Source organism: Nostoc sp. (assembly GCF_036917655.1).
GTDB lineage: Bacteria > Cyanobacteriota > Cyanobacteriia > Cyanobacteriales > Nostocaceae > Nostoc.
The window spans coordinates 113,079-125,275 of the sequence record NZ_JBALCY010000014.1 but is presented as its reverse complement, the minus strand read 5'-3'; the positions used below and the strand labels follow the sequence as shown (position 1 = coordinate 125,275).

Genomic DNA, 12,197 nt, shown 5'->3' with positions numbered 1-12,197 from the left:
CCCCTCACTGCTGACCCAACTCAATAATATTTCCATCAGGGTCTTGAGTAAATAGAGCAGGGCGACCGGAAGCACTGGGTTGAATGGGATAATTATGATTGAGCAACTCTTGTTTAGCAGCGTCTAAGTCAGTTACTGAGAAGGCGACGTGGGGGTTGCGTCCCCATTTTTCGTTTGGGTTTTCGGTGGGGACAGCAGGTGCAACTATCAGGTGAATTTGATAGTTGCCGACTTGATACCATGCACCAGCGTAGTTTAGGGAACGATCTATTTTAGATAATCCCAATACTTTGCCATAAAAATGTTCGGAGCGTTCTAAGTCAGTCACGAGAATTGCTGTATGGAGACTTTGGATAATCTGCATTGTCAGTAAGTGCGATCGCGTTTATCTAAATTTTGACGTAGTTTGAACCCTTGGGGGAAGCAGCGAAACAGAGAAGCAGGGGAGAATAATAATAACCAATGCCCCATGCCCAATGCCCAATGCCCAATGCCCAATAACAAAAAAATGAGGAGAAATGATGGATGCTCAATTAAGTCATACAGAAATCAGTGTTGCACGAGAGATTTTACAAGATTACGACCCTGCACAACACGCTTTGAATCACTTGGAAAAACACAATGGCAAAGTTGAAACCGCTTTTGAGGATTTGTGGATTGAGAAAAATGGGCAACCGTTGATGCAGCAAAGTAAATCACTTTGGCAAGTAACACTAAAGGTATTGCGTGAGGAACTCTGTGGCGATGATGGTTTTCGCGGTCAACTTAAAGAATACACGAAGAATCCAGGGAGTTCGCCTTTGCTGACAGGGTTGATTATCTCCCTTGTGGGTGTAGCCACGGCACACGGTTTGCCAATTGATCCAGCGATCGCAACTGTTATTGTTTTATATATCCTCAAAATCGGTTTGAATATTTTTTGCGAATATACCGAATCACCCGTTGGCAATTCTGGAACTCTAGCGCCAGCAAACTGATGTGCTACCTTGCAACTATGCAGGGTATCCACCAGCTTGAAAAATCTGTTCGGCGGTTAAATCTAGCTCTGGGAAAGTAGGCGAGACGATGCGCTCATCGCCTCTAAATTGAGTAACTTGGTATTCACCGTCAACTAATTGGTAAAGAGAGATAGTGGGTTGTTTAGGATTACCGATAAACTTTTTACCACCGATAGCTAAATAATCAACAATCCAATATTCTTTTATCCCTATTTCCTCATATTCACCTAGCTTTTTATGATAATCATCCCGCCAGTTAGTACTAACAACTTCAATCACTAAAGGAATGGAATCGGCAAATTTAACCGTAGAATATTTCTGCCAAAGTGGTTCTAATTTTAAAGCAGGACGGTTGAGTAATAGCAAGTCTGGAGAATAGCAAGACTGGCTACTAGCAGATTGGACTAATGCTGTTTTTGGGATGGAATAAGGTAGACGATTGCGAACGTACTCAACAGCAATTTTTTCAACCAAAAACCCAACAATATCCTCATGATCTCCGACTGGTTGTGCCATCTCAAGAATCACGCCATCATGTAATTCGTATCTTCCGCCTTCGGGTCGCCACGCTGCAAAATCTTCAAAGGTTACTAGTTTTGGTATGGCTTGAGTCATAAATTGTTACCTTGGCAACTACTTGACTTATACGGAAATCTTATCTTATGAGCATATAAATATAACTATTTGACATCACCCTATCACTCTGATAATCTCTCTAACGCCTCCCGTGCGATCGCTCCCCGATATTCATCCTTATACTCAACATATATCTCCAACGCTGTCTGCAAATGAACCCTGGCCTCTGCGTAGTTTTCTTCTGCTTCTGCAAGCGTTCCTAATTGACCGTAGGTGCTGGCTTGGGAATAGCGATCGCCAAATTCGATTTTAATAACCAAAGCTTGTTGGTAATTGCACCGCGCCTCCTCAAATTCCCGCAATTCTTGGGCAAGTATTCCCAAATTATGGTAAGTGCTGGCTTGAGAATAGCGATCGCCAAATTCAATTTTGATAGCCAAAGCTTGTTGGTAATTGCGCTGCGCCTTATCAAATTCCCCCAAATTTTGGGCAACTCTTCCCAACTCGTGGTAGGTGCTGGCTTGGGAATAGCGATCGCCAAATTCGATATTGATAGCCAAAGCTTGTTGGTAATTGCGCTGCGCCTCCTCAAATTCCCCTAAATTTTGGGCAACATATCCCAACTGGTGGTATATTTTAGCTTGGTTATAGTGATCGCCAAATTCGATAGTGATAGCCAAAGCTTGTTGGTAATTGCGCCGCGCCTCCTCAAATTCCCGCAAATCTTGGGCAACTCTTCCCAACTGATGGTATGTGCTAGCTGAAGAATAGCGATCGCCATATTCGATATCGATAGCCAAAGCTTGTTGGTAATTGCGTCGCGCCTCCTCAAATTCCCGCAATTCTTGAGCAACTATTCCCAACTGGTGGTATGTGACAGCTTGGGAATAGCGATCACCAAATTCGATTTTGATAGCCAAAGCTTGTTGGTAATTGCGCCGCGCCTTCTCAAATTCCCGCAGTTCTTGAGCAATCATTCCCATCTGGTGGTAAATGCTGGCAGAAGAATAGCGATCGCCTATTTGTTGTTGAATTTCTAGACACTGTTGATAGAAAATTGTCGCCTGTGTAAATTGTCTCAAGTTTAGATAAGCACTCCCCAGTTTAAACAAAGCAGCAATTTCGCCGCGAGGATTCTGAAGTTGCTGTGAAATACTTAAAGATTTTTGATAATAAGCGATCGCTGTATCAAATTGCCTTTGCTGAGAATAAGATTCTCCTAATGTGTTGAGAACTTCAGCATGGAAGGTGGAATCTTGAAACTCATGAGCTATTTTTTCGGCTTCTTCTAAATATTCTCTAGCTTTGATAGGTTCTCTCTTACTCAGATAAGCAACTCCTAACTGATGCAAAATATTAGTACAGTTGCGGAGGTTTTCTCCTATTGGATGATGTCCAGTAGGTTTATACTCCATTAGCAGGCGGTGTAATAAATCGATCCGCTCTTGCTTTTCTGGAGGTTCTAATCTGTCTATAATTCTCTCAGTATTTTGAGCCTCATTAATCGCATAATCTTTAGTAATTTGAGGTGTTTGAAACCGAAACATCCCCGATTGCCAAGCCCAAAAATCAGGAGCAAATTTGGCTAACCGAGTCAGGGCATAATCTGGCAGAATAAACAGAATCGGATGAGGAACAGTTCTTTTATAAGCATCTCGGACAAAGTTGAGGTCTTGTAAGACTGGCGGGTAGTCTCCATAAACGCCAATAGACTTTTCTAAACCTTCTACAATCAAGACTAGTTTTTTATTAGATTCTATCTCAAGAGTTGGTAATATTTGGACAATTTCATCCCTGAGAAATCGCAAATTGGCATCAGAAAAATTCATAGTCACAAACTGAATATCTCGACACTCAGGATTTGTCTTTAGCGCCTCAACTAATATTTCTGCATCTGGGGGAAAATTAATTTCTACAAAACCAATCGTAAACTTTTCTGCAAAGTCTACAAAGGTGAGTAATTCAGCAAATATCTCTTGATTAAGCGCGATAAACAGCCCGATTTCTGAGCTAAGGTTGCGCTGCGAGTGCGGATGCGAGGGCTTTCTGGAAGAATTCATTTTGCTTCACCACTGGATTGGGGTAATTCCACCGTTTATCGCCGTTGTATTCCAAAACTGAATTGTTAAACAGCATTAACTGACCAATATCATCTTTGCTACCATTCTTGGTTATACACACTTGGGCTAAAAACGCATAATGTTCTTCAGGAATAAACCTTTCAAAATTAAATTGCAGTTGTTTCACAGCATAGATAATATCTTCGGCAATAATTTTGGGATGTTTGCGAGTACTAGCAGTTTGGCAAGCAGTCCGCATCATCTGCATTAATTGGCGGACATGTCCTCCACTGGCTTTTGCTAAATCTAGCAATTCCTGGCGAGATTCAAATACAGCATCAATATCTACCCGCTTTTCAATGACGCTGGCGACTGCTTCTAGTCCGGTTTGATTGTAGTTTAAATGACAGCGATCGCGTTCAAATTCATAAATATTCACCATTGGGACAATATGAGGATTCCCATCAAACTGATTGAGTGGGTTTTTCGGGGAACAAAGCACAGAAATTGGAACTGTATAAATTATCGTGCAATCTAGTTCTTGTAACTGAGCCGCATAATCAAAAAATAAATGTTCTGCAATCGTTGGTGGTACACGATCCATGTTGTCAAAAATAATTAATAAACCTTTAGATTGAGGGAATTTTTCTCGGAGTTTAATGTAGGCATCTCCTAATAAAAGGTTAATATCTGCTTTCAGACGTGATATGTCTTTTTCTAAAGTTTGGCGAATAGTAGTTTTTTGCTTATCAGAACCTTTAATCTGTGCCAGTAATTTGACCATCAATTTAGCGATAAATGGAGCTTCTGGTTTCAGAGTCGCTTCTCCCTCAACACTGACAGACTTTTCCACAGTTTCTTCGGTTTCTTTGGTAATATCCTTAAACCAAGATTCAAAGTTTTCCAAAAGTTGAGGATCAAATTTTAAACCTAATTTCCGCAACTCAAATTCTACTTTTTTGATAACAATTAAATATAAATCTGTATAATTAGCATCATTAATATCTGTTTCTTCGTTAACTTCTAAATAAATTACGTGATATTGTTTTTGCCATTGGTTCTGAATACGTTTTAACTCTGTACTTTTGCCACAGCCGCGATGTCCGGTAAACAAAATTGTGCTGAAATCTGCGGGTTCTTGAAAGTCTAAAATCGTACTAACACTCTCAATTGCTGAAGTTTTGCGGACTGCTGATAAATCAACATAGTAACGCTCCATGTCTGCACCCTCTAGCGGTTCAACATTACAAACTTGAAATGCAGCTTTGAGAGTATTAGCACGCTGGTGATTCATTGGGTTTTGACTAACTTTATAAATATGACTTTCTCAATCTTAAATTTTAGGCGATCGCAGTGCGATTTTACATCTGAATCAAAGTTTACTTTTTGATGCCTCATTGTAATATCTTATACATTAATAACCTGGATAACGATATATCCTGAAAAATTTTTACCGGACGGCTGCGATCGCGCTATCTTGAAAAATGAACTTTCAAGTATGTAAAACTGATGAAAGGCAAACAAGTTTTACTCACAGGTGGTACTGGTGGACTAGGTTTAGGCGTGACACCACTGCTTATCGCCCAAGGTGCAGAGGTGACAATTCCTTATCGGAATCCCAAAGATATTGAACGCCTCAAGGGAATTCTTTCACCCGCTGATTTTGTCAGACTTTCCTTTGTCCCCTCTAATCTTGAAGAGGAAGCCTCGGTAGAAAATCTCATCAACAGCATCGGACGGGTGGACGTGTTAATTCATCTGGTGGGTGGATTTTCGATGGGAAAAACCCACGAATACAGTTTTTCTAATTGGAAACGCGAATTAGATATCAACTTGAATACAACTTTTTTGGTTTGCAAATATAGCCTGAAAAAAATGTTGGAACATGGCTATGGACGCATTGTCACAGTAGGTTCTAAAGCTGCTGTCGAACCTGCTGGACAATTTGCAGCATATTCTGCTGCCAAAGCCGGTGTGGTAGCTTTGACAAAGGCGATCGCTGATGAAACTAAAGATACTAATATCACTGCTAATGTCGTCCTTCCCAGCGTCATTGATACCCCCAACAACCGTCAAGCAATGGGTGCAGAAAATGCGAACAAGTGGGTTAAATCCGAATCCTTGGCACAAATAATCTGCTTCTTAGCTTCAGAAGCTGCTAAAGATATCCGAGGTGCAGCAATTCCTGTCTACGGCAATATTTAGCTGGAATACTCAAAATCTACATTATTGGTGAATTTGGATTCAGTAACACTAACCTAATTCACCATTTTGTATAATACTACATAGAATTAAACTTAAAGATGAAGACCACTATTGAGTAGAAGATGCTCAAAAAGCAATGTTATACTCACTTGTCAATCCTCCAAAAGAAATATATTAAAAATATTAAGCAAGCTTATTTATGCCCACTTGCTTAATTCTGCTCAAGCAACTCCAAAGGTTGCTCCTAGTACAACACGGTGTCAATCCACCTACCATCTCAATTAACCAGATAAGTTGCTCAAGCTCCTTGTTAAAGGTAGCCAAACTGACGCCACAGTGTACTAGTCATTTTCGCCCAAACTATACTGGGTTGATGTTAAAAAATAGCACACTTAATCAATTAATATCAATTTCAGTAAGAAAACTGAGTATTAGTAACTTCTACCAATTTCGCCCAAACAGGCTTGTATATTGATCAAACATTTGAAAGAATAACTAAAAGAATTATCAGTGGTGCTGAACTGTTAATTGCTAGTTCTGATTACTGAGTTATTAATTCTCAGTGTGATGATAGCGTCATCTAGCAAAAACTTGAGGTTTTCTCTTGCTATTCCTTGAAATCTCCTCTTCCCTCTAAATCTTCATTGTCAAAATAAATCTTAAGCCTGTTCCTACACCACAATGAAAGACCAAGTACTAAATCGGATTTTAAACAAACCTTCTTTTCCACGTAAATTTGAACACTTAAAACTGGATGATAAATTCCTCATCATCGATACATCCGAGCAAGTGCAACGGTTTGCAAAACGTCCTGAGGAAGTGATTCGGGGAAAAGATGTCCGGCTTAGTTTTCCCAAATTTATCGGGCTAGAAAATATCTTAAAAGCTGTCCTGCATGGGGAGCGTGAACTGTTTGAATTACAAGCGATCGAACGAGGTTCAGAGTATAACATCCATCTATATATAGATATATCATCAGCGAACAGCATGAAAATAAATTAATTGTCTTGATTGAAGATGTTACCGCTAGGCTAGTTTTAAAGCAAAACTTAGCACAGCAAACTAATGAAATAAATCTGCTATCAAGTGCTTTAATATCATACAAAAATTACATGGATCAAGTAATTACTTCAATAGCAGATGCTTTGTTTATCACCAGTAATTTAGGAAAAATAAAGAAAGTAAATCGTGCTGCTCAACAATTATTTGGTTTTAGTGAAGAAGAATTAATTAATCAACCAATATCACTGATAATTGATGATAATCAAGGATTAATCCAAGCCATTCACCAGCATTCTTATTTTCGGAAAAATTTTCAGAATTTAGAGGTAGTTTGTCGAACCAAGACTAGAGAAAAGCGGTTGATTGCTTTTTCTTGTTCAGTAATTCCGAAAAAAATCAAAGGATTAGAAGATATTATCTACATTGGTCGGGATATTACTGCTCGGCAGCACCGGGAACAGCGTACAAGTACCCAGTATGCTATCACTAGGATATTATCAGAATCCCAAAGTGTAAAGCAGGTAATTCCACAAATTTTGCAGTCGATTTGTCAAAACTTGGGATGGGATTTAGGCGAACTTTGGACACCAAGTCAATATATTGGCACTTCGGTAGAGGGACACAGCATCAATGCAGTACTAAGGTGTGTGGAAATTTGGTCAAGTCGAGTAATTTCTGTGCGAGAGTTTAAAGCTATCACCTGGCAAACTACCTATACACCCGGTGTTGGCTTACCTGGTCGAATTTGGATCAGACGTTTGCCCTTGTGGATTAAAGATATCACAGAAGATGGAGATAAAAAGCGATCGCAACCTGCTGCCGAGGCTGGATTGCACGCAGCTTTTGGCTTCCCCATCTTAGAGGATAGTGAAATCTTAGGAGTGATGGTTTTCTTTAGCCGGGACGTACAACCAAAAGATAAAGACCTATTGCAAATGGTGGGTTCTATTGGTAGTCAAATCGCCCAGTTTATCAAACGTAAACAAGCAGAAGATGCACTTGTAGAAAGTGAAGAACAATATCGAGATTTATTTGAAAATGCTAATGACTTGATTCAATCCGTCAATGCCTATGGTCGTTTTTTGTATGTCAATCGTGCATGGCGAGAAACTTTGGGATATAGCGAAGCTGAAATTGCGAATATGACTGTTTTTGATATTATACATCCAGACTTTAAGCAAGACTGTTGGGAAAGGTTTTATCGCGTGCTGTCAGGAGAAAAGTTCGATCAAGTAAAAGCCGCATTTGTTACTAAAGACGGTGAAACAATCTTTCTAGAAGGTAATATTAACTGTAAATTTGTCGAAGGTCATCCAGTTGCGACTCGCGGCATTTTTCGCAACGTCACCCAGCGACTAGCAGCAGAAGAAGCGCTACACCATCAGCAAGAAGAAGCCGAACGTTTATTGTTGAAGATTTTGCTACCGGCAATCTCCAAACCCTTGAAAGAAGAACCAGCTAACATTGCCGAAGACTTTGCTGATGTCACAGTTTTATTTGCAGATATTGTCGGCTTTACCGAAATTGCTGCTTCTGTGAGTGCAATTCAACTGGTAAACTTACTCAACTCGATTTTCTCAGCTTTCGATCGCCTCACCGAACAACATGGTTTACAGAGAATCAAGACCATTAACGATGCTTATATGGTAGTTGGTGGCTTGTCCACACGCCGCCCAGATCATCCTCAAACGATCGCTCAAATGGCACTCCAGATGCAAACTGCGATCGCTCTATTTAATACTGAGAATAACCAAAACTTCAGCATTCGTATCGGCATCCATAGCGGTTCCGTAGTCGCGGGAGTAATCGACCTCAACAAGTTTACTTATGATCTCTGGGGAGACACGGCAAACATCGCCAGCTGCATGGAATCCCAAGGTATTATTGGTAAAATCCAGGTTACAGAAGATACTTATAAATGTTTGTGTGATGAATTTTTATTGGAAAAACGGGGCGAAATCGAAGTTAAAAGCAAAGGGAAAATAACAACCTATTTGTTGATTGGGCAAAAGGGATGAGGGCCAAACAGGGCAATTCAATTTTGGATTTTGGATTTTAAATTTTGGATTAAATTTCAATCTAAAATCTAAAATCCAAAATCTAAAATTCTTGCTCCCCTACTCCCTAATTAGCATTCGGAATCAGCCGACCACAGGGATAAGTCGCTGTTTGCTTTTCAGCACTGTCAGCCACTGCTGCTGGAATCTGATCGGATGGTCGGGTTTTGGCTGCTAGATAGTCTTTTTGCAGTTTGTCGAAAATCGCTTCTCGCCTGTCGTATATACGCTTCAGGGGACGAGGCTGGCACTTATTCAAGACGTATGCTGTCACCAGTGGTAGAGCGATGGTGTTATCGGTATAACAAACAATTGTGTTAGGTAACTCCTCCGGGTCAATCTTACCCCAACTGACGGCTTCCGATGGGGTTGCTCCAGACAAACCGCCTGTATCTGGACGCGCATCGGTAAACTGCACAAAGTAATCGTGTCCTCGTTCTTCTAGCCCCAATACTTCGTGAAGTTGCGGTTGAGTTTGTAGCAAAAAGTTTTTCGGACTACCGCCACCGAGAATTACAGCCGCACTTTTACCTCCTGATTCACGGGCATTATATGCGATCGCAGCCGTCTCATTTACGTCAATTGATGGATCTATCACCAACTGCGAACCTTCCAAAGCCAAAGCCGCCACATTCATCCCAATTGAACTATCTCCTGGAGAAGACGTATATATAGGCACGCCACACTCATAAGCTGTCGCCAGCAAGCAGGAATGCTCCACACCCAATTGCTTTTCTACTTCCCGAACATACTTACCCAATAAATAGTGAAACTCAGCCGTTCCCATCCGCTTCTGAAACGCTTCCCCTTGTAGAATCTTGCGGATGAACGCATCAGTTTCCAGTAGCACATCGTAACCAAAGATAATGTCATAAATGCGAATAGTGCCTTCCTGGCGCAGTTTCACATCATCCAAAAACGGATTACCAGCAAAGAGTTCAAAACCCAAACCGTAGTGCATATCGTGGTAAAGATTTGCACCAGTGCTAATCATCCAGTCAATAAAGCCGTTGCGAATTAAAGGTGCAAGCGCTGAAACCCCGAATCCTGCTGGCGTCATCGCACCGGAAAGGCTAACTCCCACCGTGACACCTTCCGTTAGCACATCGCGACTCAGAAGTTGGCAGATTTCCCGCAAACGTGCCGAGTTGTAAGCGGTGAAGTATTGATCAATCAAATCCACCACACTGATATCATTTGATATAGGTGTCGGGGCAATTTTTTGACCCAGCTGTTTAGACATTTTGGCACTCCCGAACAGTAAACACGCCGAATCTAATGTTATCTAGCTTTCAACCAAAGTGACAGCAATTTAACTAGCCCATTTCATCAAAAAACAGTATAACGGCTGAGATTAAATCGTGTCACCTAGCTCAACGTCTACAATTGAGGCAATCTCACTGAAATGAGTTCCCGAAAATATTAAATTTAATTGAAGATTTAATAGATCGAGATAGGTATACGCTACCTAGATGGGAATGTGTCAACAGAGGACTCAACCAATGGGATATGTAATTGCTACTGCAAATATGAAAGGTGGCGTTGGTAAAACCACCCTCACGGTCAACTTAGCTACCTGTTTAGCTAAAAATCATGGGAAGCGGGTGCTTGTCCTTGATTTAGACAGCCAAATTAGCGCCACACTCAGTTTGATGTCGCCTTTAGATTTTGCCAAGCGTCGTAAACAAAGTAAGACATTTAGGTATCTGATAGACGAAGTTATCAATCCAAACCCACAAGCAAAACTGACAATTCAAGATATCATTCAATCCCCGGTTTGTAATCTTCCCGGACTGGATTTATTACCAGGAGATATCGACTTGTATGATGAATTTGTTGTGTCAGAAATGCTGCATCAACAAGCAACTGCTTTGGGTGAGCAAGACTTTGAAATGATTTGGAATCGCTTTGAAAGAGTCTTGATTAATAACATCTTAAAACCAGTCCGTCAAGAATATGATTTTATCCTTCTCGATTGTGCCCCTGGCTATAATCTATTGACTCGTAGCGCTTTAGCCGCCAGCGATTTCTACATCCTTCCTGCTAAACCAGAACCCTTATCTGTAGTAGGTATTCAACTGCTGGAAAGACGCATTGCCCAATTAAAAGACAGTCACGGACATGAAAGCAAAATAGATATAAAAATGCTGGGAATTGTATTCAGCATGTCCAGCGCTAACCTTCTCACTGGCAGATACTATAAACAAGTGATGCATCGTGTTGTTGAAGATTTTGGTATAGAAAAAATTTGTAAGGTACAAATCCCAGTTGATGTCAATGTTGCTAAGGCTGTTGATAGTTTTATGCCAGCTGTTTTAATTGCTCCCCAATCAGCTGGCTCAAAAGCTTTCTTGCAGTTAACTCAGGAGTTGTTACAAAAGCTATAGCAAAGCTAAACCATTCGTAGATAATACGATTTCCGGCTTCTTAAATAAGTCGGAAATCTGAACTTTTCGATTTTACCAAATCAATTAGGGTTGCTATTTATTGTGTGCAAAAATCAAAGGTAGTAATAAGTAAGTTACCTTTCCATAAATTCAGCAGTTATATTGAAGCTATAGGAATCCGGTTTGAATTTTGAAAACATACTGAGACTGAAATCTATATCCAAGAAAGATTTTGCCCTAAAACCTGTTCAGAAATCAAATAGGAGTCCTATATGTGCAGCGAGATTCAGCTATTGAGTGAAAAGCTCAGTAAATTTAACTAAGAAACAATGGTTACTAACAATTCTGTACAGGAAGAGAAAAATCAGCACTTGGTAATACGCTTACCACGGACTCTGAGTTATCTCGAAACCTGGGGCTTTGGCTTAACGGGTCATGTGGGATGGATTGGTACTGCCCCCATTATTCATGCAGCGTTAGGGCCTAAAGCGATGTTAGTTTGGTTTTTTGGCACGATCATTATCAACATAATGTGTGTTGGGCAAAATATCTATTTCAGGCGCTGACTGCAACCTGATTTAATGGCATATTTAACGCGAATTCGACGGCTCATATAGTGCAATACGCTTGGGTTAAAGCCAAAAACTTTAACTTGCGTAGGTTGGGTTGAGGGACGAAACCCAACCTACAATTATCCTTAAGTGAACCGTATTGTCATATATAGCGGTTCTCACTTGAGTGAGGTACAAGAACCCCACCCCCAACCCCCCCCCCGCTCTTCGATAGGGGGCTATGATGTACTTCATGTCATTAGGAAACGCTATATAGGACTCATATTTGATTTTTGAAAAAACTCAGTACAACTCAAAGAGGCTTCTTCCCTACTCCCCACTCCCTACTCCCTACTCCCAG

11 protein-coding genes are annotated in these 12,197 nt (G+C 40.6%); 6 read left to right on the top strand and 5 right to left on the bottom strand.

What is annotated here, in order from left to right; all coding sequences use genetic code 11:
- Nucleotides 1-4: 4 nt before the first annotated feature.
- Nucleotides 5-364 (bottom strand): VOC family protein, encoded by a 360-nt coding sequence (locus V7K30_RS08300; RefSeq protein ID WP_334998626.1) that lies wholly within the window; start codon nucleotides 362-364, stop codon nucleotides 5-7.
- A 157-nt stretch (nucleotides 365-521) separates the two neighbouring features.
- Between V7K30_RS08300 and V7K30_RS08295 the strand changes: the two genes are divergently transcribed.
- Entirely contained in the window at nucleotides 522-977 is a 456-nt protein-coding gene (locus V7K30_RS08295; protein WP_334998714.1) for a hypothetical protein, read from the top strand.
- A 15-nt stretch (nucleotides 978-992) separates the two neighbouring features.
- Here V7K30_RS08295 and V7K30_RS08290 read toward each other — a convergent pair whose 3' ends face one another.
- From V7K30_RS08290 to V7K30_RS08280, 3 genes are all read right to left on the bottom strand, one after another.
- Nucleotides 993-1,613, bottom strand: coding sequence for a Uma2 family endonuclease (locus tag V7K30_RS08290; protein ID WP_334998625.1), 621 nt, complete (start codon nucleotides 1,611-1,613; stop codon nucleotides 993-995).
- Nucleotides 1,614-1,696: 83 nt separating this feature from the next.
- Complete coding sequence (locus tag V7K30_RS08285) at nucleotides 1,697-3,634, bottom strand: tetratricopeptide repeat protein (protein WP_334998624.1); 1,938 nt, start codon at nucleotides 3,632-3,634, stop codon at nucleotides 1,697-1,699.
- Nucleotides 3,585-4,928, bottom strand: a complete 1,344-nt coding sequence (locus tag V7K30_RS08280) for a P-loop NTPase fold protein (protein WP_334998623.1) — start codon at nucleotides 4,926-4,928, stop codon at nucleotides 3,585-3,587. Before V7K30_RS08280 ends, V7K30_RS08285 begins: the two co-directional genes overlap by 50 nt.
- 215 nt (nucleotides 4,929-5,143) lie before the next feature.
- Between V7K30_RS08280 and fabG the strand changes: the two genes are divergently transcribed.
- The 3 genes from fabG (at nucleotide 5,144) to V7K30_RS08265 (ending at nucleotide 8,859) form a co-directional block, all read left to right on the top strand.
- Complete coding sequence (gene fabG / locus V7K30_RS08275) at nucleotides 5,144-5,839, top strand: 3-oxoacyl-ACP reductase FabG (protein ID WP_334998622.1); 696 nt, start codon at nucleotides 5,144-5,146, stop codon at nucleotides 5,837-5,839.
- A gap of 681 nt (nucleotides 5,840-6,520) precedes the next feature.
- On the top strand, nucleotides 6,521-6,841 hold the full coding sequence (locus tag V7K30_RS08270) for a hypothetical protein (RefSeq protein WP_334998621.1): 321 nt from the start codon (nucleotides 6,521-6,523) through the stop codon (nucleotides 6,839-6,841).
- A gap of 110 nt (nucleotides 6,842-6,951) precedes the next feature.
- Nucleotides 6,952-8,859, top strand: coding sequence for an adenylate/guanylate cyclase domain-containing protein (locus V7K30_RS08265; RefSeq protein WP_334998620.1), 1,908 nt, complete (start codon nucleotides 6,952-6,954; stop codon nucleotides 8,857-8,859).
- A 106-nt stretch (nucleotides 8,860-8,965) separates the two neighbouring features.
- Here V7K30_RS08265 and V7K30_RS08260 read toward each other — a convergent pair whose 3' ends face one another.
- Nucleotides 8,966-10,141 (bottom strand): homospermidine biosynthesis protein, encoded by a 1,176-nt coding sequence (locus tag V7K30_RS08260; RefSeq protein ID WP_334998619.1) that lies wholly within the window; start codon nucleotides 10,139-10,141, stop codon nucleotides 8,966-8,968.
- A 259-nt stretch (nucleotides 10,142-10,400) separates the two neighbouring features.
- Between V7K30_RS08260 and V7K30_RS08255 the strand changes: the two genes are divergently transcribed.
- Together V7K30_RS08255 and V7K30_RS08250 are read left to right on the top strand one after the other, a co-directional pair.
- The gene (locus tag V7K30_RS08255; RefSeq protein ID WP_334998618.1) at nucleotides 10,401-11,285 is read left to right on the top strand and encodes a ParA family protein; all 885 of its coding nucleotides are present in this window, start codon (nucleotides 10,401-10,403) and stop codon (nucleotides 11,283-11,285) included.
- A 329-nt stretch (nucleotides 11,286-11,614) separates the two neighbouring features.
- Entirely contained in the window at nucleotides 11,615-11,851 is a 237-nt protein-coding gene (locus V7K30_RS08250; RefSeq protein ID WP_334998617.1) for a hypothetical protein, read from the top strand.
- Nucleotides 11,852-12,197 lie beyond the last annotated feature (346 nt).